Consider the following 22,490-nt stretch of genomic DNA (forward strand, 5'->3'; position numbering starts at 1 on the left):
TTCAAGGTTAGGTTGGTTGGGCGTGGGTCTGTTTCAGGCTGGATACAATCAGGCCGGCTTGGTCATGGTCTTCGTGAGCCGTTCGAGCACGGCGTCGGCGCTGCTTCTCAGCGGCGCGCCGCAGCCGGCGGCCGCAAGCTTCTCTGAGACCGCGGCAGGATCGCCCGACTGTTCCATCTCGGCCATGGCGGCCGCGGTGGCGTCGATCTGCTTTTGCCTGGTGCGCAGGCGCAGCAGCGTCTCCTCGGCGTCCCTGAGCGCCGACAGGCTGGAGCCGGGCGCGCTTTCTCGCAGGCGCTGGGTCGAGTCGACCGCGACAACGATGCGCTGGCCGCGCTGCAATTCGCGCAGGCGCATTTCGGAGACGCGGATGATCCGCTTGAGACGCTCGATCTCGGTGCCGAAGCTTTTCTGCGCCTCGGCGGAGGCGTCGCGTTCGGCTTCCAGCATGGCGATGGTTTCGGCGGCTTCGCGGGCCAGTTCATTCTGTCCCTGCTCGATCGCGGCGATCGTGCGCTTCTCCAAATCGTCGATGCGGAGGACAAGCTTCTTGAACTGCGCGACTTCCTGTTCGTTCTGGGCGATGGCAATTGCAACCGCCCGGCGGGCGGCCGCGATAGCGTCGGCGCAATCGCGGATCTGCTGGCGCAGGATTATCAGCGCGTTGCGGTCGACGACCGCCTCGGCGGCTTCGTAGCTTCGGCCGCGAACGAGAGCAAAAAACTGTTTCAACATTTCCGTTTCTCCTCTATGAACGTTGTTCACGACGCAACGTAGCACACTGTTAACGGCGTTCAAGGATAAAATGAACGCTGTTCATGACTTGCGCATAAGGAAGGTTAATGACCGCAAAACGGGACGCCAAACGCGAGTATCTCAAAGGCAGGCTGATCGAGGCCGCGCACGCGCGCATTCAAGCCTCGGGGCTCGCCGGCCTGCGCGCACGCGACATCACGGCCGATGCCGGCTGCGCGCTCGGCGCGCTCTACACCGCCTTCGCAGACCTCGACGAGCTCATCCTGCACGTCAACTCGATCACGCTGGCAAGACTTGGGGCGGCGTTGGAACAGGAGGCGACCGGCGCGGCCGAGCCAAGGGCCAAGCTGAGGGCTCTGGCCAAAGCCTATCTCTCTTTCGCGCGCGACAATCGCATGGCGTGGAAGGCGCTGTTCGAGCATCGCATGGCGCCAGGCGTGGCGGTGCCCGGATGGCATCTGGCCGAACATGCCGTGCTGATCCAGCATCTGGTCGAGCCGCTGGCCCAGCTGCTCCCGGCGCTGGACACGCCAGAGCTGCTGGCGCGGACCCGCACGCTGTTCTCCGCCGTGCATGGGATCGTCGCCATCTCGCTCGAAGACCGTTTCATTGGCCTGGCGTCCACCGATCTCGAAAGTGAGCTGCTGGGTTTCGTTGGCACGCTGGTGAGCGGACTGGAGACGGAAAGGGAATGAACTGCTGCGATCGGCTCTTGCCTCACGGCACTCTGCCCTTATGAAGATCGTGGCGCGGACTGCCGGTTGATCCAGGCCGGCTGAGACTGTTGGGGATATCCGGTGACAATCGATCAGAACCGTCGGTTTCGACCCGAAATACAGGGGCTGCGCGGCTTGGCGGTCGCGCTTGTCGTGGTCTATCACATATGGCCGGATGTGCTGCCTGGCGGATATGTCGGCGTCGACGTCTTTTTCGTCATCTCTGGCTATCTGATCACGGGCCTGCTGGCGCAGATGGCGCTGCGCGGCGGCCGGATTTCACTGATCGAATTCTACTCGCGACGGGTGCGACGGTTGTTGCCGGCAGCAACCCTGGTGCTGCTGGTGGCATTGCTGGGCACGCTGCTTTTCATCTCAAAGGCGCGCTGGGAGGAAATGGGCAACCAGATCGTGGCGAGCGCTCTTTATGTCGAGAACTGGCGGCTGGCCTCGATTGCGGTCAGCTATCTCGAGGCCGACACCTTGCCGAGCCCGGTGCAACACTACTGGTCGCTTTCCATCGAAGAGCAGTTCTACATCGCCTGGCCGTTGGTGATGATCGGCGTGATCTGGCTGGCGCGCCGCCGTGACCTTCCGCTGAGGGCCTGCTTGATCGGGGCGTTGTCGCTCATTTTCGCGGCATCACTTGTTGCCTCTGTCGTTTTGACGGCGACGGATCCGGCCCAGGCCTATTTCGTCAGCCATACCCGCCTGTGGGAATTGGCGCTGGGTGGTCTGCTGGTGCTGACCGAACACCAGTTTCGACTGGCGGCACTCACTAGACAGTGGCTGGCGATCGCCGGCATCCTGGGCATCGTTGCGTCCGCCTTGCTGTTTTCCGCTGCAACTCCATTTCCCGGCGTCAGTGCGTTGTTGCCGACCTTGGCCACAGTGCTGGTCATCCTGGCTGGCGAGGTTGAAGTCGGCCGGTTTCGTGGGCTCGATTCGTTGCCACTTCGTTTCATCGGCGATCGCTCCTACTCGGTCTATCTATGGCATTGGCCGCTGATCACCATCTCCCAGGCGCAGGGTCATTCGCTGACCCTTGCCGGCGGTTTCGGCCTGATTGCGGCGACCCTGCTTCTATCGGATCTGTCCTATCGATATGTTGAGCAGCGCTACCGGCAAGCTCGGGGCGGCGCCTGGTGGAAGCCGCTGGGATACGGCACCGCGGCGGTTCTCACATGCGTGGCCGCATCCGGCAGCCTGCTGCTCTTTCTGAAGACCGAACGCATCGACACCGCGCTGATCGGCACGCCTTCCTACCCTGGGCCCGCCGCTCTCGTCTCCGGCGCCGTGGTCCCGGACGGTGTGAACCTTCTGCCGCCGCTGGCCCGGCTGAGGCGGGACGTGCCGGTCGTGTATGCAAGGAAGTGCCACCAGGAGGAAAGCTCGGAGCCCAAACGATGCTCTCTAGGCGATCCCACGGGTGCGAAAACAATGGTTCTGGTGGGAGATTCTCATGCAGCCCAGTGGGTGCCGGCACTGGACAAGATCGCAAAGGACCGCAACTTCAAACTGGTTACCTTTACAAAATCCGCCTGCCCATTCACCCGCGTGGCCATCACGGCGGATGGCAAACCCAACGTCTTATGCGCGCAGTGGCACGAAAAGGTGCTGGCCGAGATCCTAAAGCTGAAACCGGATCTGATCTTCACCAGCCAGTCCAATTACGGAGCGGTTCAGCAAGACGTGATGATCGAGGGGCTGCGAAGTCTCTGGGGCGGGCTGACGGACGCCGGCTCGCAAATCGTTGCCATCCGCAACACGCCCTATATGAAATTCGACCCGGGCGAATGCCTGAGTTCGACCCCAACGAAATGCGTCACCAAACTGAGCGATATTGAGCGGAGCAACGTGTTGGCGCTCGCCGCGGAGGGACAGAAAAATGTACGCGCCATCGACATGATCGATGCCATTTGCGGGCCGCAACTATGCCCGGCAGTTGTCGGCAACATCATCGTCTGGCGGGACAGTCATCATCTGACCGCCAGCTACTCGCTTGCCCTCGCACCCTATCTCGCAGCGAAGGCGGGGCTTTGACGAGACGTCTCGGAAGTCAGATGTGTCGACAGGCAGGAAAATTCCGCTGGTGGAGCTGAGGAGGATCGAACTCCTGACCTCGTCATTGCGAACGACGCGCTCTCCCAGCTGAGCTACAGCCCCGTCCAGCGGATGGCGCATTTATCGAAGGCTGCGGTTTCCTGTCAAGGCGGGGTTTTGCCGAATTCCCTTGTGCCCGGTGCTTGTAGGCGACCGGCCCTTGCCGGTTTCGCGCGCAATGGCTACATGTCGGCAACAATCGGAGACCGGCATGCTCGCCCTCATTCAAACAATCGTCATGGCGCTGGACCTATACTGGTGGGTCATCATCGCCTCGGCGATCTTTTCCTGGCTCTATGCGTTCAACGTCGTCAACTCGCGCAATCAATTTGTCGGCAGCATCGGCAACATGCTCTACCGGCTGACCGAGCCGGCGCTGCGGCCGATCCGTCGGTTCATGCCCGACCTCGGCGGCGTCGACATTTCGCCGATCATCCTGCTTCTGCTCCTGTTCTTTCTCAGGCAGCTCATTCTCACCACGATAGCGCCGCTGGTCCTGTGAGCCTGACGATGGCATGAGCGCGCCATTCCGCTTGCGCGTCGACGGCATCGACCTGTTTATCCGGCTGACACCGAAGTGTTCGGTGGACAGGCTCGAAGGCGTCGAGGTATCGGCCGACGGGCGCAGCCGTTTGAAGGCGCGCGTGCGCGCCGTGCCGGAGAATGGCGCGGCCAATGCGGCGCTGGAACCGCTGGTGGCCAAGGCGCTGGGCGTTCCGGCATCGGCCGTGTCGGTCATTGCAGGCGGCACGGCACGGCTGAAGACGGTGCGTGTCGCGGGTGATCCGGCGGTGCTGGCGCAGCGTATCGGGGCGCTCAGCCGCTGATCGAAGATCCAGCGTTGCGGCATGCAGCCCCTTGATCTGTCGGCGGAACAGCGCCCCCCTCTGTCCTGCCGGACATCTCCCCCACGAGATTGGCAGCTTCCGCCCCGCTCTCAATCCCCCAGCGGCAGCTTCGGATCGTCAACCTTCAGCGTGTTCACGCTCTGCTTGATGCGGCGCAGGTTTTCGAGAACCCTGGGTCCGCGCGTCTCGGCCACGGAGGTGACGATCATGTCGACGATCGACAGCAGAGCATAGCGCGACGAGGTCGGCTTGTAGATGTTGCCGTCCTCCAGCGACTGGAACTGGATGACGGTATCGGCGGCCTTGGCGAGCGCTGATTCCGGCGGGGTTACGGCGATGGTGGTGGCGCCATATTGCTGGGCCACCTGCACGGCGTCGATGACCGATCGCGCATAGCCGGACACCGAGAACGCGATCAACGTCGTCTCCGACGTAGCGACCGCGGCATACATGCGCTGCAACTGCCCGTCGATCTGCGCCAGCACCGGCACGCCCAGCCTAAACAGCCGGTTCTGCATCTCGGTCGCCATCATCGAGGAAATGCCGCCGGAGCCGATGCACAGCACATTGCCCGAACTGACGATGCGCGCGGCCACGCCCACCAGCGTCTTCATGTCGAGGTTTTCGCTGGCGCGCTGGATGGCGGCGATTGCCGCTTCGGTGATGGCCGACGCAATGCGCTGCTCGCGCGCGTCCCGGTTCAGCGGTTCGGGCGATAGATACTGGCCGCCAATGGCGATCGCCTGCGCCAGGTAGAATTTGAAATCGCGCAGACCCTCGCAGCCGAGATTGCGGCAGAAACGGGTGACCGTCGGCTCGCTGACGCCGACGCGCGCGGCAATTTCCGAGATTGCCGCCTTGGAGGCAAAGTCGAGATCGGTGAGCACGAGACCGGCCAGGCGGCGGTCCGATTTGGTGCCGTCCTGCGACATCAGCTGCAGGCGCGTGATGATGTCGGCCGGCGTTTTCATTTCTGGGTTGTCGTCTTCATCGTGGTATTTTCGTTTTCATGCCGGCGCTCATAGCGGCAGGCCTGTCGCCGTGTCGAACAGATGGATGTTGCCCGGCGCTACCGAGACCGGCAGCAGTTCACCCGGCTTGACCTGGATCCGGTCGCGGAACACGGCGCGCACCGTGTCGGCACCGATCGCACCATAGACATGGGTTTCCGAGCCGGTCGGCTCGACGACATCGACCTTGATCGCCAGGGCGTCGACAGCCTCGCCGATGACGAAGTGTTCGGGCCGTATGCCGGCCTCGACCGTGCTGCCAGCCGGCACCGTCTTGCTGCCGAGCGCCAGTCGCCCTCCGCCGGCCGATTCGAACCAGCTTTTCTCGGGCGTCGTCTTCAGGGCGCCGGAGACAAAACTCATCGACGGCGAGCCGATAAAGGAGGCGACGAATTTGTTGGCGGGACGGTCGTAGAGCTCCAGCGGTGCGCCGACCTGCTGGATCTTGCCGCGGTCCATCACCACGATGCGGTCGGCCATGGTCATGGCCTCGATCTGGTCGTGGGTGACATAGACGATGGTCGATTTCAGCCGCTGGTGCAGCGCCTTGATCTCGGTGCGCATCTGCACGCGCAATTGCGCGTCGAGATTGCTGAGCGGCTCGTCGAACAGGAACACCGAGGGTTCGCGCACGATGGCGCGGCCCATGGCGACGCGCTGGCGCTGGCCGCCCGACAGTTCCCGGGGATAGCGGTCGAGATAGGAGAACAGGTTGAGGACGCCAGAGGCCTTTTTCACCTTGGCGTCGATTGCCGTGCGGCTTTCGCCGCGGATCTTTGGGCCAAAGCCGATATTGTCGGCCGCTTTCAGGTGCGGAAACAGCGCATAGGACTGGAAGACCATCGCGATGTTACGCTGCTGTGGCGGCAAATCGTTGGCGCGCACGCCGCCGATCAAGAGGTCGCCTGCGGTGATCGGCTCCAGCCCGGCCAGCATGCGCAGCAAGGTCGACTTGCCGCAGCCGGAAGGGCCGACCAGCACGACGAACTCGCCGCTCTTGATGTCGAGGCTGATGTTTTCGAGGATCTTGTGGCGTCCGAAAGATTTCGACAGGTCGCGGAACTCGACATCGGTCATGGTCAGGCTCCCAATATGTCGTCGATGAAGGGCAGGAAGCCGGCGGTCAGTCCGGCGTCGACCGGCACCACCGCGCCGGTTATCCCCGATGCGCGATCCGAAACAAGGAAGGCCACCGCTTCGGCCACTTCCGTGGCGTCGACGATGCGGCCGAGCGGATAGAGCCGCTTGAGCTTGCCGAGAACATCCGGGTTCTTGGCCAGCCGATGGTCCCATGCGGCGGTGCGGATCGAGCCGGGGCAGACGACATTGGCGCGCAGCCCGTTGCGGCCGAGTTCCACAGCGACCGCTTTGGCATAGGCATTGATGCCGGCCTTGGCCGCGGCATAGGCCGGGTTGCCGAAGTGGGCGATGGCGTTGACGGAAGAGATGAAGACGACGCTGCCCGAACCGCGCGCGGCCATTGCCTTGATCAGCGGATCGGCGAACAGCATCACCCCGGTCAGATTGAGGTCGAGTTCATGCGTGATCTTGTCGGGGGTCAGCGCTGCAAGAGTCTCGGCGCGCGTCCAGCCGGCATTGTTGATCAGGATGTCGGGCACGCCGTCTTTCTCGAGGATCGCCGTGATCGCGGCATCGGTGGAGATCCGGTCGAGAAGGTCGAAGACGTGGCGCGACGCCAGATGCGGACTGCCGAGCTGGTCTTGCGACTGGTCGCAGCCGACGACGCGCGCGCCTCGTTCGGCCAGCAGCGCCACAATAGCCGAGCCGAGCCCGCCGCCGGCGCCGGTCACCAGCACGGTCTTGCCTGCGAATTCGGCCGTTGAAACCACGCTGCGCGCCTCCCTGGGATCTACGATAATCGGAAAACGCTATTTTAAGAAATGTAATTAAGCAACAGGATAATCCGCTTGCACAGCGCGAAATCATGGATAATGTAGGAAAGTCACATAAAGCCGTGGCCGCCTCAAAGCCGCAAGAGTGCAGACGCAATCAAATGGGAGAGATCGAATGAAGCTTGCAAAATGGACTGTCGGCGTGATGGCCGGAATGAGCCTGCTCGCCCTGGCCGCGCAGGCAGATGCCGGCGAGGTGCGCGTAACCGTCGCCGAATACAGCGCCAAGACCGGCCCGTATTTCGAAGCGGTGAAAAAGGAATTCGAGGCAGCCAACCCGGGTATCACCGTCAAGTTCGAAGTTGTGCCGTGGGACGTGCTGCTGCAGAAGCTGACCACCGACATCACGGCCGGTACCAATGCCGACCTGTCGATCATCGGCACCCGCTGGCTGATCGATTTCGTCCAGCAGGATGTCGCCGAGCCGCTCGACGCCTACATCAAGCCAGACTTCAAGGACCGCTTCATCGACACCTTCCTGTCGCCGTCGATCATGGAGGGCAAGACCTATGGCCTGCCGATCGCGGCCTCGGCGCGCGCCATGTACTACAACAAGGAATTGTTCGAGAAGGCCGGAATCGCCAACCCGCCGGCAACCTGGACCGAGTTGCAGGAGGATGCGCGCAAGATCAAGGCACTGGGCACCGGCACGTTCGGCTTCGGCCTGCAGGGCAAGGAGATCGAGACCGACGTCTATTATTATTATGCGATGTGGTCGCAAGGCACCGAGATTCTCAACAAGGATGGCACGTCGGGCCTCGGCACGCCGGGCGCGCTCGAAGCCGCCAAGCTCTACAAGTCGATGATCGACGAAGGCCTGACGGAACCCGGCGTCACCTCCAACAACCGCGAGGACGTCCAGAACCTGTTCAAGCAGGGCAAGGTCGGCATGATGATCACCGCGCCCTTCCTGTCCAACCAGATCAAGGACGAGGCGCCGAACCTGAAATACGGCGTGGCCGCTATCCCCGCCGGACCGACCGGCGCGCGCGGCACGTACGGCGTCACCGATTCCATCATCATGTTCAAGAATTCCAAGAACAAGGATGAGGCCTGGAAGCTGCTCGACTTCCTGTTCACCACCGAACAGCGCGCCAAGTTCACGCAAGGGGAAGGCTTCCTGCCGGTGAACAAGGAAGAGGCCAAGATGGACTATTACGTCAACAATGCCGATCTGGCAGCGTTCACCGCGCTGCTGCCCGACGCCCGCTTTGCGCCGGTCATCCCCGGCTGGGAAGAAGTCGCCCAGATCACCTCGGATGCCATGCAGAAGATCTATCTCGGCGGCGACCCCGAGGCAGGCTTGAAGGAAGCGGCTGCCAAGGCCAACGCCGTGATCAAGAAATAGGGCGTATCTCCCTGCGCCCGGCGCGCCCCTGAGATCGGGGCGCGCCACACTTTCCTCTCCCTCCGGAGGGGGAGAGGTGGCTCGGCGAAGCCGAGACGGAGTGGGGGAACCACCTGGCAACCGCCGCGAACGGACATAGGAAGGGCAATAGGGGCAAACATCACCTCGCCTTGCGCCCCAAGGGTCGACCCCCCGAGCTTCGCTCGACACCTCTCCCCTGATCGACGGGGGAGAGGAAAGGCATTCTTCTGAAGCGCTGCTAAAGACCGATATGCAAGATTGATCCGAGCTGGCGTGCCAGCGCCACAGAACCACGGTACAAAACCGGCCGATGCAAAATCGCTTCTTGCCCTATCTGCTGACCTTGCCCAGCCTGTTGCTGGCGGCGGTCGTCATCTTCTGGCCGGTCTGGGACCTGATCCAGATCTCGACGCATGACGTCAGCCGCTTCGGCCAGCTACGCGACTTCAACGATTTCGCCAATTATTCAGCCTTCCTCGCCGATCCCGATTTCCTGGCGGCACTCTGGCGCACCGGCCTGTGGACGTTGCTGGTGGTCGGCGGCGCGCTGCTGTTGTCGGTGCCGGTGGCGATGATCCTCAACACCGATTTCTACGGCCGCGGCATTGCCCGCGTCATCATCATGCTGCCCTGGGCGGTGTCGCTGACGATGACGGCGGTGGTCTGGCGCTGGGCGCTCAACGGTGAAAGCGGCATGCTGAACTCGGCGCTGATCGGGCTCGGCCTGATCCATGAAAACATCCAGTGGCTGGCGCGCGCCGAGACGGCATTCCCGATGCAGGTGCTGATCGGCATATTGGTGACGGTACCGTTCACCACGACCATCTTCCTCGGCGGCCTGTCGTCGATCCCCGACGACCTCTACGAGGCGGCGGCCCTGGAGGGGGCGACGCCGCTGCAGCAGTTCCGCGAGATCACCTTTCCGCTGCTGAAGCCGTTCATCAACATCGCCATCGTGCTCAACACCATCTACGTCTTCAATTCCTTCCCGATCATCTGGGTGATGACGCAGGGCGGGCCGGCCAACTCGACCGACATATTGGTCACCCATCTCTACAAGCTGGCCTTCCGCATCGGCAAGCTGGGCGAAGCATCGGCGGTGTCGCTGCTGATGTTCGCCATCCTTTTGATCTTCACCATGATCTATGTGCGGCTTGCCATGCGGGAGCAGCGCACATGACGCCCAAGCTGAAGCGTACGATCATCGCCTGGCTGCTGCTTTCGCCGCTGCTCGTGGTGACGATCTTCCCCTTCGCGGTAATGTTTTTGACCGCGGTCAAGCCGCGGCAGGAGGTGCTGTCGCCGACCTGGTGGCCAAGCGAATTCCACTGGTCGAATTTTGCCGACATGTGGGTGGCGACCGGCTTTGGCCAGGCGCTGGCCAATTCGCTCTATGTCTCTGTTATCGCCACCGTCGGAGCCATCCTGATCTCGGTGCCGGCCGCCTATGCCATGTCGCGGTTTCGCTTTGCCGGCTATGGCGCCTTCCGCCAGTTCCTGCTGATCTCGCAGATGATCTCGCCGATCGTGCTGGTGCTCGGCCTGTTCCGGCTGATGGCGGCCTGGGGTCTGATCGAATCCACGACCGCGCTCGGCGTCATCTACATGGCTTTCAACGTCGCCTTCACCGTGTGGATGCTGCAAAGCTATTTCGACACCATCCCGCGCGATCTCGAGGAAGCAGCGTGGATGGAAGGCGCCGGCCGATGGCTGACCTTGCGAAAAGTGTTTCTGCCGCTTTGCCTGCCGGCAATAGCGGTGACCGCCATCTTCACCTTCATCAACGCATGGAATGAGTTCGTCGTTGCGCTCACAATGCTGCGCAGCCAGGAAAGTTACACGCTGCCGATCCAGGTGTTCTCGCTGGTCGCCGGCCGCTACACGATCGAATGGCACCATGTAATGGCGGCGACGCTGCTGGCGACGCTGCCGGTGGCGATTCTGTTCATCTGGCTGCAGCGCTATCTCGTCCGCGGGCTGGCGCTCGGGGCGGTCAAATAACGGCACCATTCACAACGGAGCTTTCATGCGCATCTTCACCGCCTCGCTGGCGACCGAAACCAACACCTTCTCGCCGGTGCCGACCGACCGGGCGTCGTTCGAGATGGCGTTCTATGCCGGGCCGGGCAAGCATCCAGACACGCCGACCTTGTGCTCCTCGCCGATGGTCGCGCTGCGCCGGTGTGCGGCTGCCGAAGGGCTGACCGTCGTCGAAGGCACCGCCACCTGGGCGGAGCCGGGCGGGCTGGTGCAGCGGCAGACTTATGAGGCGTTGCGCGACGAGATTCTCGGCCAGTTGAAGGCAGCCTTGCCGGTCGACGCCGTCATCCTCGGCCTGCATGGCGCGATGGTGGCGCAAGGCTATGACGATTGCGAGGGCGATCTGCTGGAACGGGTTCGCGCCACGGTTGGGCCGGATGTGGTGATCGCCGTGGAGCTCGATCCGCACAGCCATCTGACGCCAAAGCGCGTTTCGGCATGCAATGTCATGGCCTATTTCCTCGAATTCCCGCACACCGACTTCTATGAGCGCGGCGAACATGTCGTCGAGCTTGGATTGGCGGCGGCGCGCGACGAGATCAAGCCGGTCATATCGACCTTCGACTGCCGCATGATCCAGGTGCTGCCGACCAGCCGCGAGCCGATGCGCTCCTTCGTCGACCGCATCAAGGCGCTGCACGGCAAGGACGGCGTGCTGTCGGTCTCGGTCATCCATGGCTTCATGGCGGCGGATGTGCCCGAAATGGGCACGCGCATCCTGGTCGTGACCGACAATGACAAGGCCAAGGGCGATGCGCTGGCGGAGAGGCTAGGGCGCGAGCTTTACGCCATCCGCGAAAGGACGGCGATGACGATGCTGAACACCGAGGACGGCATCGCGCGGGCACTGGCCGTGCGCAAGGGAAGCCCCGGCAAGCCGGTTGTGATTGCCGACATCTGGGACAATCCCGGCGGTGGCGTCGCCGGCGACGGCACCGTTGTGCTGCGCGCCATGCTGGAACAGGGCGTTGACAATTTTGGCGTGGCGACGATCTGGGACCCGATCGCTGTCACCTTTTGCCAGGCGGCAGGCGAAGGCGCCGTCATCGACCTGCGCTTCGGCGGCAAGGCCGGGCCGCTGGCCGGCGAACCGATCGATGCGCGCGTCAAGGTGTTGAAAGCCGTCCCCGAGGGCTGGCAGAGCTTCGGGCCGAGCCGGGTGACGCTCGGACCAACGGCGCTGGTGCGCATCGAGGGCACGGAGGTCGACATCATCCTCAACACCAACCGCACGCAGACCTTCGAGCCGGATATTTTCTCCAACATCGGCGTCGATCCGATGCGCAAGGACATATTGCTGATCAAGTCGACCAATCATTTCTACGCCGGCTTCGCACCGATCGCGGCGGAGATTATTTATATTTCGGCGCCGAGCTCGTATCCGAGCAATCCGGCGGTGACGGATTACAAGAAGCTGACGCGGCCGGTCTGGCCAAGGGTGGCGGATCCTTGGCGCTATTGATCTCCCCACTTGAGGGGGAGATGTCGCCAAAGGCGACAGAGGGGGTCGCCTCGCGTGAAGCGCCGACCTTCATCTGCCGCAGGAGGTCGAGCCCAGTCGGACCGACCCCCTCTGGCCGCTTTGCGGCCATCTCCCCCTCGAGGGGGGAGATAAGCCGGCGCTATAGCAATCCCCGCTTCACCATCATCGCTTCCGGCGAAGGCATCTTGCCGCGGAACGCCGTGTACAGTTCCTCCGGATCCTTCGACCCGCCGGCGGCATAGATATTCTTCCGAAGCCGTTCCGCCAGCGCCGGGTTGAAGGGATCGCCGGTCTCCTCGAAGGCGGCGAAGGCGTCGGCGTCGAGCACTTCCGACCACATGTAGGAATAGTAGCCGGCTGAATAACCGTCGCCGGAGAAGATATGGCCGAAATGCGGGGTGCGATGACGCATGGCGATGGTGTCGGGCATATCAAGCTTTTCCAGCGTTTCGGCTTCGAAACGCAGCGGTTCCGCCGGCGCATCCGGCCGCGCGTGATACGCCATGTCGATCAGCGCCGACGCTGTGAACTCGACCGTGGCGAAACCTGCGCCGAACGTGCGGGCGGCCAGCATCTTGTCGAGCAGCGACTTCGGCATCGGCTTGCCGGTCTTAACATGCAGCGCATGCTTTTCCAGCACTGCGGGCACCGTCAGCCAGTGCTCGTAGAGCTGCGAAGGCAGTTCGACGAAATCGCGGGAAACCGAGGTGCCCGCCACCGACGGCCAGGTGACGTCGGTCAGCATGCCGTGCAAAGCATGGCCGAATTCGTGGAACAGGGTCTTGGCCTCATCGACCGACAGCAGCGCCGCTTCCCCCGCCGGCGGCTTGGCGAAGTTCATGATGTTGTAGATCACCGGCTTTGAGCCATCCCCAAGCTTGTAGCCAGACTTCAGCGCGCTCATCCAGGCGCCAGAACGCTTCGAGGATCGGGCGAAATAGTCGGCGAGGAACAGGCCGCGCTCGCTGCCATCGGCGTTCTTCACCACGAAGACGCGCGCGTCGGGATGCCAGGCGGCGATGCCCTTCTTCTCCTCGAAAGTGATGCCGAACAGTTTTGTGGCGACGTCGAAGCAGGCGTCGATGACCCGGTCGAGTTGCAGATAGGGTTTCAGTTCCGCCTCGTCGAAGTCGAATTTTTCGGCGCGCAATTTCTCCTGGTAGAAGCGCCAGTCCCAGGCGGCGAATTTTTCGTTGCTGCCTGCCTTGGTCGCCAGCCGCTCCAGCTCCTTCTGGTCGGCGGCGGCCTTCTCCAGCGCTTTCTCCCAGACCGGGTCGAGGAGGTCGTGCACCGCCTTCGGCGTCTTGGCCATGGTGTCGTCGAGCTTCAGCGCGGCGAACGAGGCATAGCCGAGCAGCCTGGCCTTTTCGGCGCGCAGTTTCAGCATGTCGCGCACCACTGCGGTGTTGTCGCTGGCGCCGCCATTCTGGCCGCGCATGGTGAAGGCGCGGAAAGCGGTCTCGCGCAGATCGCGGCGTTCGGAGAAGGTCGTGAACGGCTCATAGATAGAGCGCGACAAGGTGACTGCGTAGCGGCCTTTCTGGCCGCGCGTCTCGGCGGCTTCGGCCATCGAACTCTTCACGAAGTCCGGCAGGCCCGCAAGATCAGCCTCGTCGAGGAAAAGCGCCCAGTCGCGCTCGTCGGCCAGCACGTTCTGGCCGAAGGTCGTGCCGAGCGAGGACAGCTCCTCGCTGATGTTGGCCAGCCGCTTCTTGCCGTCGGCGTCGAGTTTTGCGCCCGATCGCACAAAGCCTTTCCAGGTCTTCTCCAGCACCCGCAGCGTCTCGGCGTCGAGTTTGAGCGTCTCACGGCGCTGGTAGAGATCGTCGACGCGGGCAAACAATTTCTCGTTCATCGAGATCGCCGAGAAATGCCTCGACATTTTTGGCGAGATATCGCGCTCCAGCGCCTGGATCGCATCGTTGGTGTGGGCGCCGGCCCGGCACCAGAAGATCGACGAGACATGGTCGAGCGGCTCACCGGCGAGCTCGAGGGCTGCCAGCGTATTCTCGATGGTCGGCGCATCCTTGTTGCCGGCGATCGCGTCGATTTCGGCCTCATGTGCCTTCAGCGCCGCGTCGAACACCGAGGAGAAATCGTCGTCGCCGATGCTGCCAAAATCCGGCAGGCCGAGCGGCCCTTGCCATTTGGTCAGCGGATGGGCGGCGAGATCGACGGTTTTCGTGGACGGCATGGGGGATCTTTCGATGATTGGCGGAGCTTGCTGACCGATGTAGGGCGATGACTGGCGCGGCGCAACAGCGCGGCCGTTCAAGCCCGCGTCAGAAGCCGTCGCAATTTTCCGCGATCGCCGCTTGCGAACTGGCGGTGATGCGGTTGCCGGTGACGGCGAACGTTTCCTGCATCAGCATGTCATTGTTGGGGAAATCATAGCAGGCGATGACAGTGGTGACGCCGGCCTCGCTCTTTTCGACGCGATGCCGGATTGCGGCGCCGGCGACCGCGCCCTTCCATTCGTCGATCGACGCGATGAACTCCTGCTTCGACTGCACGACGCCGAGATCGTCGAGCTTGATGCGGACATCGTCGGCGAGCAGGTCCGACAATTCGGTGCGATCGGCGACCAGCAGCGCCGAATACCAGCGGTCGATAATGGCGCCGTCATCGGAGCGGGCAGGGACGAGCGAAATCAGCAGCGCCGCTACGGCGAAAGCGATCGCACGCCAAACCCGCATTCTTGCCTCCTCTTATTTGACCATGCCCTTATCCGAAAACCGGTTCCCACTTTTCGGGATCATGGGTCTACGTCAAATCCGGCCGCTCGAAGTCGCCGGTGTCCTTGTTCATCACCCAGAGCTCGCCGGTCGAGATGTCGAACCAGGCGCCATGCAGCGACAGCCGCCCCTTGCCTTCGAGGATGGAGACGCAAGGGAAGGTCCTGAGATTGGCGATCGAATAGCGGATGGAAATCCGCTCCAGCGCCGTCTGCCGTTCGGTTGCCGTCATGAACGTGCTGGACGAAACGGTTTCGGCCGCCGGCGCGATCAGGCTCATCCATTTGCCGATGAAGTCGCCGGGCGACAGCGGCGCCGAATTGGTGTCGAGCGCGGCGCGGATGCCGCCGCAGCGGCCATGGCCCATCACCACGATGTTTTTCACCTTCAGGCTCTGTACGGCGAATTCGAGCGCGGCCGAGGTCGAGTGGAACTCGCCGTCCGGTGCATAGGGCGGCACCAGATTGCCGACATTGCGCAGGACGAACAGTTCGCCCGGACCGGCGTCGAAGATCGCCTCGGGGGCAGAGCGGGAATCGCAGCAGGCAACGATCATGGTTTCGGGCGCCTGCCCCTCGCGGGCGAGCTCGCGATAGCGTCCGCTCTCGGTGAGATAGCGGCCATTCATGAAGTTGCGGTAGCCGGTCCAAAGATGTTCGGGGAGATGGGGCATGGGCTAGGGATGAAGCCTTTCGGGGTTAGCGACGGCAGCTCATTTCAAGTTAGAAAGGCTCTAACGGCAAATGCCCGTCGCGGGCAATGCCGAATTGCGGATGGCTTCGTCGCAAATCGCCATGCCGCACGCATGGCTCGCCGCTTGCCTCACGCCCACATCGCCAGGGGAATGCCCAAACGGTCGGCAAGCGGCGGGTCGGGAAACGGCTTTGCCTCGCCGCCGGCAATGCGTCCGGCAATCAGCATCATCGCTGCGGCGTCGAGGAAATCGTCGGCGGCAGCACCGCGTGGCGGCGGCTGGTCAAGGAAAGCTCTGGTATAGCCGTGCCGGCAGAGCAGTGCCTTGCGCTCTTCCATCCCGGCAGGATTGACTGCGCCCTTGATCTTCTTCGGCAGCGTCATCGGTTTTTCGCCGTTCAGCCGGCAGAAGGCCACTTCGGGGTGCGATTCGAAGACGCGGCGGCGCAGTTGCGGACGTGCGATCAGCAGCGCGTCGATCTCGCGTATCTTGGCAAAGATGCCGAAGGCCTGGATCGAGACGCCGCGTGGTGGATCGGAGGTCGCCCTGGCCACCTCGCTGGCGCGCCGATGCGCCTCATACCAGGCCTCGACCGTGGTGAAGTCGCTGATGTCGGCGTAGAGGGCCGCGCGGGACGGGATAGAGAAGACGCTGGATTGCCGTGCTCCGAGCATTGGCCGTACCAAGGTCTCCGGCCCGCGCCCGCCTCTTTGCGAGACGTCCGGCAGGCCGATCGGCATGTCGACGGCCACTGTCGCATCGGCGGGCAAGGCGTCGAGCAGGGCCGCAAAGCTGGGAAAGACGCGGACTGACGGCGCGGCATCCAGATCGCGGCGGACGGCGATCCAGCCGGCCTTGCAGCCGTCTACGCCGACGACCACGGTCGAGGTCACGCCCGGCGGTCCCGCCCCGGATGCGTGAGGTGGCGCAGCTGCACCATCGCCATCGGATGCGACAGGCTCTGGGCATCGGTTTCAAGCTGCAACTCGTCGCCGCCACGCTTGGCGGTTCGCGCCAGGATTTCGTAGACGGCGGCGGTGGTCGATTGCAGCGCCTTGATCGGCGGCTGCCCCGACAGGATGCGGGCGAGGTAGACGGCCGCAGTCAGGTCACCGAGGCCATTCGGCGGCTTGTCGATGAGGCGGTGTTCGGCCAGCAGCGCCTGGGTGCCGTCAAGCAGCAGATTGCCGGTGCCGCCGGTCATCATCGACTGTGCCGACGTCACCAGCATTGTTGACGGTCCGGCATGGAGGGCGGCCGAGATCACCGATTTCAGATCGGGCAAAGGCGCGCCGGCCATCCATTCCAGCTCATAGCGGTTGGGGGTGGCGATGTCGGCGACCGGCATCAGCCGGTCGCGCATCGCGGCGGCCGTCGGCTCGGGCACATAGAGCCCGCCGGAATCGCCCATCACCGGATCGCATATATAGATCGCGTCCGGCGTCTTGGCCTTGACTGCCGCAACCAGCGAGGCGACGGCCTCGGCCTGGCCGGCCTCGCCGAGATAGCCCGACAGCACCGCGCCCACCTCGCCCAGCCAGGGCGCGCGCTCGAGATCGGCCATCAGCGCCTTGAACTGGTCGAGCGGCGGCACGATGCGCGTGGCGCGGCCATGGCCCGGATGCCAGGGCAGGATGACCGTCGGTACCGCCCACACCGGAAAGCCCAGCGTCTCCAGCGCAAACACGGCGGCGCGGTTGCCGACCGAGCCGCGGGCGACATGGCTGGAAATGACGATGACCGCGCGCGGCGCGTCGGCTTTTTCGCTGTTCATGGAAAATCCTAGATACGGATAATTTTTCGTTGAATCGTCATCCTGATCTATCTCTTTGGTTGGAGCATGATCTCCGGACAAAACGGTTCCCGCTTGTCCGAGAAAACCGGTTCCCACTTTTCAGGATCATGCTCTAGCTGCCCCGGGAGACGTAGTACACGAGCCAGATCAAAAGGCCGAGGGCGACGATGAGCCCAAGTGCGCGACCGATGCGGGTGCCCCAGACCTCGATCGGATCGGATCGGTCGGCCTCCGCTGCGGTAACATGATCGCGCGCGCCTTTCGCTGCCCGTGACACCAGCGATGCGCCGCCAAGGCCGCCCTCGTTCGCAACGCGCTCGATAATGCGGCGCGATTCGCTGTCATCGTCGCGGCCTTCCGCCATGGTCCTGTCCTGTTTGCCGGCAACCATACCGTGTTCGCGCGATCAATCACAGGGCCTCGCCGGCGCATGAATGCGCGCCAGCGGCAGACATTTTCTTGAGCGCGGATTGTGCTAATGCTTCGCATGCAACTTCTGTCGAGGGACCTCACCATGTTTGCCCAGCGCCTTGCCTTCCCTTTTCGCAGTCTGCCGGCCGTGCTGATGATGGCCGTCGTGCTGCCTCTGCTCGCCGGCTGCGGCTTCAACACCATCCCGACGGCGGAGGAAAACGCCAAGGCGGCATGGAGCGAGGTGCTGAACCAGTATCAGCGTCGGTCCGACCTCATTCCCAATTTGGTCGAGACGGTGAAGGGCTATGCCTCGCATGAAAAGGACACGCTCGATGCGGTGGTCGAGGCGCGCGCCAAGGCGACGCAGATCACGGTGACGCCGGAAACGCTGAAGGACCCCGAAGCGCTCAAGAAGTTCCAGGATGCGCAATCAGGGCTGACCAGCGCGCTGTCGCGGCTGATCGCGGTGTCGGAGGCCTATCCCGACCTCAAGGCCAACCAGAATTTCCTGGCGCTGCAGGCGCAGCTCGAAGGCACCGAAAACCGTATCGCCGTGGCGCGGCGCGACTACATCCTGGCGGTCAAGGATTACAATCTGACGCTGAGGACCTTTCCGTCGGTGCTATGGGCAACCTTCTGGTTCCGCAGCAACGAGCCCTTCGCCAACTTCACCGTCGAAGAAGACAAGATGCAGCCGCCGAAGGTCGATTTCGGCACGAAGCAGGGCGGGTGATGACGTCTGGGTGAGCTTGGCCTTTGCCAGCCTTGCGTTCCTTCACACCCCCCTCTGTCCTGCCGGACATCTCCCCCTCAAGGGGGGAGATCAGCTGTCTTCTGTCCTTGCGCCAATTATCAGCGTTGCCGGCTGAGCGTCGGCAGCGAGATTGCCAATCTCCCCCCTCGAGGGGGAGATGTCCGGCAGGACAGAGGGGGACGCGAAGGAACGCCAACCTTGGTGTTCTTCTCGCCTTTCTGGCCGTCTTCCTGCCCCTCACCGCCTTCGCCGCCGACCTCCCCGCGCTGACCGGCCGCGTCGTCGATAACGCCGGCATTATCGACGCGGGAACCAAAGCCGCGCTCACCCAGAAACTCGCCGACTTCGAGACCAGAGGCTCCGACCAGATCGTCGTCGCCACCATCCCCAGCCTCGACGGCGAGGAGATCGAGCCTTACGCCAACCGGCTGTTTCGCTTCTGGAAGCTCGGCCAGGCCAAGGAAAACAACGGCGTGCTGCTGCTGGTGGCGCCGAACGACCGCAAGATGCGCATCGAGGTCGGCTATGGGCTGGAAGGCACGCTGACCGATTTGCACACCAAGCTGATCATCGAAAACGACATGGTGCCGGCGTTCCGCGCCGGCGATTTCTCCGGGGGCATTTCCAAGGCCGTCGACGACATGGTGATGGTGCTGGAAGGCAATCCGGAGGAATTGGAGGCGCGCGGCGAGCGCAACCAGAAGCCGCCCATCAATACCGACAATCTGTTCTTCGGCGTCTTCATCAGCATCTGGGCAATCATCTTCTTCGGCAGCATGGCCGCCTCCATCCTGCCGCCGATCTTCGGCCAAAAACTCGGTCCCGGCCGCTATCGCTGGCTCGGCATGACATTCGAGCCGGGCCGGCGGTCGTCCAGCGGCGGCTGGTCTTCGGGCGGGGGCGGCTGGTCGTCGGGTTCAAGCGGTGGTGGCGGCTTTTCCGGCGGCGGCGGTTCGTCCGGCGGCGGCGGCTCCTCGGGAAGCTGGTGACGAGATGACAACACGCATCGCCAATCCCTGGCATGGCCGCTTCGCCACGATGACCGGCGCTGCCTTGCTGGTCTTGCTCGTCAGCTTCGCGGCGCTGGCGGCGGAACTGCCCGCCCTCACCGGTCGTGTCGTCGACAATGCAGGCATCATCGATGCCGCGACCGAGGCGGCGCTCACCCAAAGACTGGCCGATTTCGAGACCAAAGGCTCCGACCAGATCGTCGTCGCGACGGTTCCCAGCCTCGACGGCGAGGAGATCGAGCCTTACGCCACCCGGCTGTTCAACGCTTGGAAGCTCGGCCAGAAGGCCAAGAACAATGGCGTGCTTCTGCTGGTGGCCGTGAACGACCGCAAGATGCGCGTCGAGGTCGGCTACGGGCTGGAAGCCACGCTCACCAACCAGCACGCCACACGGATCATTGAAGGCATGGTGCCGGCCTTCCGCGCCGGGGATTTCTCCGGCGGTATTTCCAAAGCGGTCGACGACATGATCATGGTGATTGAGGACAGTCATGGTGGTTGAGGGGAACTGGTGACGGCATGACAGTACGCGTCTTCAATCCGCCAAGACCTGGCCGCGCAGCCGCGACGATCGGCATCGCGCTGTTGACGATGCTCACCATGCTGTTTGTAGCTTTGGCGGCAGACCTGCCGGCACTCACCGGGCGGGTGGTCGACAATGCCGGTATTATCGACGCCGCGACCAAGGCGGCACTGACGCAGAAGCTCGCGGATTTCGAGACCAAAGGCTCCGACCAGATCGTCGTCGCCACGATCAACAGCCTCGACGGCGAGGAGATCGAACCCTACGCCAACCGGCTGTTCCGCTTTTGGAAACTCGGGCAGGCCGGCGAAAACAACGGCGTGCTTCTGCTGGTGGCCAAGAACGACCACAAGATGCGCATCGAGGTCGGCTACGGGCTGGAAGGCACGCTGACCGACCTGCACACCAAACTGATCATCGAAAACGACATGGTGCCGGCGTTCCGCGCCGGTGATTTCTCCGGCGGCATTTCCAAGGCCGTCGACGACATGGTCATGGTGCTGGAAGGCAACCCGGAAGAGCTGGAGGCGCGCGGCAAGCGCAACCCGGCCGACCGCAGCACGCCCATCGATCCCGTCGTCGCGGTCTTCCTGATCCTGTGGGCGGCGATGTTCTTCGGCGGCCTGGCGATGGCCTTCCTGCCGCCGATCTTCGGCACCAAGCTGTCGCCGGGCGTGTATAAATGGCTGGGCATGACCTTTCGCTACGGCCAGGGGCCGAGCGGATCGTCCTCGGGCTCCAGCAGCTGGACAACAAGTTCGTCGTCGGGCAGCGGATGGTCATCGGGAAGTTCGGGCAGCAGCTGGTCTTCGGGCTCAAGCAGCGGCGGCGGGTTTTCAGGCGGCGGCGGTTCGTCTGGCGGTGGCGGGTCTTCAGGGAGCTGGTGAGAGAAGATGGCAACACGACCGATCAGCCCACAGGACCATGAGCGCATCGCCACCGCGATCCGCGCGGCCGAGGCCAAAACCGACGGCGAGATCTACTGCGTCGTTGCGCATGCCAGCGACGGCTATTTCTTTCCCGCCGCCTTCATGGCGACATCAGGCATGCTGATTGCCAGCCTCGCCGTCGCTTATGGGCTGGAAGCCTGGTGGCTGTCGATCCGGCTGCCGCATTTCGTCATTGTCCAACTGCTGGCACTGGCCTCGGTGTTGGTGCTTTTGTGGGCGCTGCCGGGCTTGCGCATCCATCTGGTGCCGCGCCGGCAGCGTTATCAGGCGGCACATCACAATGCGCTCAGGCAGTTCCTCGCCCGCAATGTCCACCGCACCACGGCGCGCACCGGCGTGTTGGTCTTCGTGTCGATCGCCGAGCGTTATGCCGAAGTGGTCGCCGATTCGGGCATCGACAGCAAGGTCGGCCAGCATGTCTGGGACGGCGTGGTGCGCGATCTCCTGCAGCATGCCGGTGACGACCGGCTCGCCGACGGCTTCGTCAAGGCGATCGGGCAGGTCGGCGCGGTGCTGGCCGAGCATTTCCCGGTGACGTCGGGCGACGCCAATGAGCTGGACGATCATCTCGTCGAGATCTGAAGAGCCTGCACGCGCTACCCGGACGGACGCCTGACCGCGCCGGCTGGGCGCGTTTTCCAGGCAGGCTTTGCCCATTGTCAGCAGTGTCGCGATCGGCTGTGAGAAAGCGGTCGGCGGGCTGACCTCGAGTCTTGCAAATGGCCGATGCGGGTTTATGGTTAACAAATCATGAATACGCTGAGCATCGACGTCAGGAAAGCCGAACCGCGCGACGCCGGCGCCATTGCCGACGTGCACCAGCTGGCCTGGGAGGGCGCCTATTCCGGCATCATCCCGCATCGCTCGCTGACCTCGATGATCAACCGCCGCGGCGCCGACTGGTGGGCCAACGCCATCCGCCGCGCCGCCACCGTTCTGGTGGTCGAGATCGGCGGCACCATCGCCGGCTATGCCACGATCGGCAAGAACCGCGCCCGCGAGCTGAAGCAACAGGGCGAAATCTACGAACTTTACCTGCGTCCGGAATATCAGGGCATCGGGCTCGGCAGCCGGCTGTTCAAGGCGGCGCGGGCGCGGCTTGCCGACCACGGGCTGAAGGGAATGGTGGTGTGGGCGCTGGAAGACAACCAGAACGCACTTTCCTTCTATGCCGGCGCGGGTGGCCGTGACGTCGCCGAAGGCGTCGAGATTTTCGAGCAGAGGGCGCTCAAGAAGGTCGCCTTCGTCTGGGAATGACCGGCCTCGGTTACAAATCATCATAAACCGTGCGCTTCCGTTAGCGCTTCGCACCAATCGCCGCATTGCACCATGCCGCGCCGCCCGCTATCGATCTTGGACATCGAGAGAGGGATTTAA

At 63.4% G+C, this 22,490-nt stretch carries 23 protein-coding genes, 1 tRNA gene and 1 pseudogene; 14 read left to right on the forward strand and 11 right to left on the reverse strand.

Going from position 1 to position 22,490, the window contains the following annotated elements; all coding sequences use genetic code 11:
• Window positions 1–48 precede the first annotated feature (48 nt).
• On the reverse strand, window positions 49–735 hold the full coding sequence (locus NKJ88_RS18890) for a PspA/IM30 family protein (RefSeq protein WP_023824323.1): 687 nt from the start codon (window positions 733–735) through the stop codon (window positions 49–51).
• Between the two features lie 107 nt (window positions 736–842).
• Between NKJ88_RS18890 and NKJ88_RS18895 the strand changes: the two genes are divergently transcribed.
• Together NKJ88_RS18895 and NKJ88_RS18900 are read left to right on the forward strand one after the other, a co-directional pair.
• Window positions 843–1,451 carry a TetR/AcrR family transcriptional regulator gene (locus NKJ88_RS18895; RefSeq protein ID WP_023824322.1) on the forward strand — a complete coding sequence of 203 codons (609 nt, stop codon included), beginning with the start codon at window positions 843–845 and terminating at the stop codon, window positions 1,449–1,451.
• Window positions 1,452–1,553: 102 nt separating this feature from the next.
• Window positions 1,554–3,515, forward strand: coding sequence for an acyltransferase family protein (locus NKJ88_RS18900; RefSeq protein ID WP_352445029.1), 1,962 nt, complete (start codon window positions 1,554–1,556; stop codon window positions 3,513–3,515).
• 47 nt (window positions 3,516–3,562) lie between these two features.
• On the opposite strand, the gene NKJ88_RS18905 is transcribed toward NKJ88_RS18900, so the two are convergent.
• Window positions 3,563–3,638 (reverse strand) — tRNA-Ala (locus NKJ88_RS18905).
• 148 nt (window positions 3,639–3,786) lie between these two features.
• Here NKJ88_RS18905 and NKJ88_RS18910 point away from each other — a divergent pair.
• On the forward strand, window positions 3,787–4,077 hold the full coding sequence (locus NKJ88_RS18910) for a YggT family protein (protein ID WP_023668602.1): 291 nt from the start codon (window positions 3,787–3,789) through the stop codon (window positions 4,075–4,077).
• A gap of 13 nt (window positions 4,078–4,090) precedes the next feature.
• On the forward strand, window positions 4,091–4,402 hold the full coding sequence (locus NKJ88_RS18915; protein WP_352445031.1) for a DUF167 family protein: 312 nt from the start codon (window positions 4,091–4,093) through the stop codon (window positions 4,400–4,402).
• Window positions 4,403–4,512: 110 nt separating this feature from the next.
• Here the strand turns inward: NKJ88_RS18915 and NKJ88_RS18920 are convergent, their stop codons facing one another.
• The 3 genes from NKJ88_RS18920 to NKJ88_RS18930 are packed head-to-tail and all read right to left on the reverse strand — an operon-like array spanning window position 4,513 to window position 7,283.
• Window positions 4,513–5,394 (reverse strand): MurR/RpiR family transcriptional regulator, encoded by an 882-nt coding sequence (locus tag NKJ88_RS18920; protein ID WP_023681445.1) that lies wholly within the window; start codon window positions 5,392–5,394, stop codon window positions 4,513–4,515.
• 48 nt (window positions 5,395–5,442) lie between these two features.
• Complete coding sequence (locus NKJ88_RS18925; RefSeq protein ID WP_023824321.1) at window positions 5,443–6,510, reverse strand: ABC transporter ATP-binding protein; 1,068 nt, start codon at window positions 6,508–6,510, stop codon at window positions 5,443–5,445.
• 2 nt (window positions 6,511–6,512) lie between these two features.
• Window positions 6,513–7,283 (reverse strand): SDR family oxidoreductase, encoded by a 771-nt coding sequence (locus NKJ88_RS18930; protein WP_023688835.1) that lies wholly within the window; start codon window positions 7,281–7,283, stop codon window positions 6,513–6,515.
• A 178-nt stretch (window positions 7,284–7,461) separates the two neighbouring features.
• On the opposite strand from NKJ88_RS18930, the gene NKJ88_RS18935 reads away from it, so the two are divergent.
• The 4 genes from NKJ88_RS18935 to NKJ88_RS18950 all read left to right on the forward strand — a co-directional run bounded on the left by NKJ88_RS18935 (window position 7,462) and on the right by NKJ88_RS18950 (window position 12,217).
• Window positions 7,462–8,694 (forward strand): ABC transporter substrate-binding protein, encoded by a 1,233-nt coding sequence (locus NKJ88_RS18935; RefSeq protein ID WP_023736814.1) that lies wholly within the window; start codon window positions 7,462–7,464, stop codon window positions 8,692–8,694.
• Between the two features lie 331 nt (window positions 8,695–9,025).
• Window positions 9,026–9,895, forward strand: a complete 870-nt coding sequence (locus NKJ88_RS18940; RefSeq protein WP_023681441.1) for a carbohydrate ABC transporter permease — start codon at window positions 9,026–9,028, stop codon at window positions 9,893–9,895.
• Window positions 9,892–10,716, forward strand: coding sequence for a carbohydrate ABC transporter permease (locus tag NKJ88_RS18945; RefSeq protein WP_023668609.1), 825 nt, complete (start codon window positions 9,892–9,894; stop codon window positions 10,714–10,716). Before NKJ88_RS18940 ends, NKJ88_RS18945 begins: the two co-directional genes overlap by 4 nt.
• A gap of 25 nt (window positions 10,717–10,741) precedes the next feature.
• Window positions 10,742–12,217, forward strand: a complete 1,476-nt coding sequence (locus tag NKJ88_RS18950) for a M81 family metallopeptidase (protein WP_352445035.1) — start codon at window positions 10,742–10,744, stop codon at window positions 12,215–12,217.
• Window positions 12,218–12,377: 160 nt separating this feature from the next.
• Here the strand turns inward: NKJ88_RS18950 and NKJ88_RS18955 are convergent, their stop codons facing one another.
• From NKJ88_RS18955 to NKJ88_RS18980, 6 genes are all read right to left on the reverse strand, one after another.
• The gene (locus NKJ88_RS18955) at window positions 12,378–14,432 is read right to left on the reverse strand and encodes a M3 family metallopeptidase (protein ID WP_352445036.1); all 2,055 of its coding nucleotides are present in this window, start codon (window positions 14,430–14,432) and stop codon (window positions 12,378–12,380) included.
• Window positions 14,433–14,520: 88 nt separating this feature from the next.
• Window positions 14,521–14,934 carry a hypothetical protein gene (locus tag NKJ88_RS18960; protein WP_023668612.1) on the reverse strand — a complete coding sequence of 138 codons (414 nt, stop codon included), beginning with the start codon at window positions 14,932–14,934 and terminating at the stop codon, window positions 14,521–14,523.
• 67 nt (window positions 14,935–15,001) lie between these two features.
• The gene (locus NKJ88_RS18965; protein WP_023681438.1) at window positions 15,002–15,646 is read right to left on the reverse strand and encodes a carbonic anhydrase; all 645 of its coding nucleotides are present in this window, start codon (window positions 15,644–15,646) and stop codon (window positions 15,002–15,004) included.
• A 149-nt stretch (window positions 15,647–15,795) separates the two neighbouring features.
• Window positions 15,796–16,560, reverse strand: coding sequence for a DUF429 domain-containing protein (locus NKJ88_RS18970; protein ID WP_352445038.1), 765 nt, complete (start codon window positions 16,558–16,560; stop codon window positions 15,796–15,798).
• Entirely contained in the window at window positions 16,557–17,441 is an 885-nt protein-coding gene (gene pdxY, locus NKJ88_RS18975; RefSeq protein WP_352445039.1) for a pyridoxal kinase PdxY, read from the reverse strand. The genes NKJ88_RS18970 and pdxY overlap by 4 nt, the downstream gene beginning before the upstream one ends.
• Before the next feature lie 133 nt (window positions 17,442–17,574).
• Window positions 17,575–17,826, reverse strand: coding sequence for a hypothetical protein (locus NKJ88_RS18980; RefSeq protein WP_023698736.1), 252 nt, complete (start codon window positions 17,824–17,826; stop codon window positions 17,575–17,577).
• A gap of 150 nt (window positions 17,827–17,976) precedes the next feature.
• On the opposite strand from NKJ88_RS18980, the gene NKJ88_RS18985 reads away from it, so the two are divergent.
• The 6 genes and pseudogenes from NKJ88_RS18985 (at window position 17,977) to NKJ88_RS19010 (ending at window position 22,370) form a co-directional block, all read left to right on the forward strand.
• Window positions 17,977–18,609 carry a LemA family protein gene (locus tag NKJ88_RS18985; RefSeq protein ID WP_023681434.1) on the forward strand — a complete coding sequence of 211 codons (633 nt, stop codon included), beginning with the start codon at window positions 17,977–17,979 and terminating at the stop codon, window positions 18,607–18,609.
• A gap of 239 nt (window positions 18,610–18,848) precedes the next feature.
• Window positions 18,849–19,619 (forward strand): TPM domain-containing protein, encoded by a 771-nt coding sequence (locus NKJ88_RS18990; protein ID WP_198020358.1) that lies wholly within the window; start codon window positions 18,849–18,851, stop codon window positions 19,617–19,619.
• A gap of 49 nt (window positions 19,620–19,668) precedes the next feature.
• A pseudogene (locus tag NKJ88_RS18995) lies at window positions 19,669–20,124 on the forward strand (TPM domain-containing protein); the annotation flags it as partial.
• Window positions 20,125–20,159: 35 nt separating this feature from the next.
• Window positions 20,160–21,050: a TPM domain-containing protein gene (locus tag NKJ88_RS19000; protein ID WP_023681431.1), complete on the forward strand. Its 891-nt coding sequence runs from the start codon at window positions 20,160–20,162 to the stop codon at window positions 21,048–21,050.
• 6 nt (window positions 21,051–21,056) lie between these two features.
• Complete coding sequence (locus NKJ88_RS19005) at window positions 21,057–21,695, forward strand: TPM domain-containing protein (protein ID WP_023668621.1); 639 nt, start codon at window positions 21,057–21,059, stop codon at window positions 21,693–21,695.
• A 168-nt stretch (window positions 21,696–21,863) separates the two neighbouring features.
• Complete coding sequence (locus NKJ88_RS19010) at window positions 21,864–22,370, forward strand: GNAT family N-acetyltransferase (protein ID WP_023824317.1); 507 nt, start codon at window positions 21,864–21,866, stop codon at window positions 22,368–22,370.
• Window positions 22,371–22,490: the final 120 nt, after the last annotated feature.

This window comes from Mesorhizobium sp. M0016 (genome assembly GCF_040324035.1).
GTDB lineage: Bacteria > Pseudomonadota > Alphaproteobacteria > Rhizobiales > Rhizobiaceae > Mesorhizobium.

Excerpts from the sequence above, each read along its gene's own strand:
- NKJ88_RS18890 (WP_023824323.1), bottom strand. The coding sequence starts at position 735 with ATGTTGAAACAGTTTTTTGCTCTCGTTCGCGGCCGAAGCTACGAAGCC.
- NKJ88_RS18895 (WP_023824322.1), top strand. The coding sequence starts at position 843 with ATGACCGCAAAACGGGACGCCAAACGCGAGTATCTCAAAGGCAGGCTG.
- NKJ88_RS18910 (WP_023668602.1), top strand. The coding sequence starts at position 3,787 with ATGCTCGCCCTCATTCAAACAATCGTCATGGCGCTGGACCTATACTGG.
- NKJ88_RS18915 (WP_352445031.1), top strand. The coding sequence starts at position 4,091 with ATGAGCGCGCCATTCCGCTTGCGCGTCGACGGCATCGACCTGTTTATC.
- NKJ88_RS18920 (WP_023681445.1), bottom strand. The coding sequence starts at position 5,394 with ATGAAAACGCCGGCCGACATCATCACGCGCCTGCAGCTGATGTCGCAG.
- NKJ88_RS18925 (WP_023824321.1), bottom strand. The coding sequence starts at position 6,510 with ATGACCGATGTCGAGTTCCGCGACCTGTCGAAATCTTTCGGACGCCAC.
- NKJ88_RS18935 (WP_023736814.1), top strand. The coding sequence starts at position 7,462 with ATGAAGCTTGCAAAATGGACTGTCGGCGTGATGGCCGGAATGAGCCTG.
- NKJ88_RS18940 (WP_023681441.1), top strand. The coding sequence starts at position 9,026 with ATGCAAAATCGCTTCTTGCCCTATCTGCTGACCTTGCCCAGCCTGTTG.
- NKJ88_RS18945 (WP_023668609.1), top strand. The coding sequence starts at position 9,892 with ATGACGCCCAAGCTGAAGCGTACGATCATCGCCTGGCTGCTGCTTTCG.
- NKJ88_RS18950 (WP_352445035.1), top strand. The coding sequence starts at position 10,742 with ATGCGCATCTTCACCGCCTCGCTGGCGACCGAAACCAACACCTTCTCG.
- NKJ88_RS18955 (WP_352445036.1), bottom strand. The coding sequence starts at position 14,432 with ATGCCGTCCACGAAAACCGTCGATCTCGCCGCCCATCCGCTGACCAAA.
- NKJ88_RS18960 (WP_023668612.1), bottom strand. The coding sequence starts at position 14,934 with ATGCGGGTTTGGCGTGCGATCGCTTTCGCCGTAGCGGCGCTGCTGATT.
- NKJ88_RS18965 (WP_023681438.1), bottom strand. The coding sequence starts at position 15,646 with ATGCCCCATCTCCCCGAACATCTTTGGACCGGCTACCGCAACTTCATG.
- pdxY (WP_352445039.1), bottom strand. The coding sequence starts at position 17,441 with ATGAACAGCGAAAAAGCCGACGCGCCGCGCGCGGTCATCGTCATTTCC.
- NKJ88_RS18980 (WP_023698736.1), bottom strand. The coding sequence starts at position 17,826 with ATGGCGGAAGGCCGCGACGATGACAGCGAATCGCGCCGCATTATCGAG.
- NKJ88_RS18985 (WP_023681434.1), top strand. The coding sequence starts at position 17,977 with ATGTTTGCCCAGCGCCTTGCCTTCCCTTTTCGCAGTCTGCCGGCCGTG.
- NKJ88_RS19000 (WP_023681431.1), top strand. The coding sequence starts at position 20,160 with ATGACAGTACGCGTCTTCAATCCGCCAAGACCTGGCCGCGCAGCCGCG.
- NKJ88_RS19005 (WP_023668621.1), top strand. The coding sequence starts at position 21,057 with ATGGCAACACGACCGATCAGCCCACAGGACCATGAGCGCATCGCCACC.
- NKJ88_RS19010 (WP_023824317.1), top strand. The coding sequence starts at position 21,864 with ATGAATACGCTGAGCATCGACGTCAGGAAAGCCGAACCGCGCGACGCC.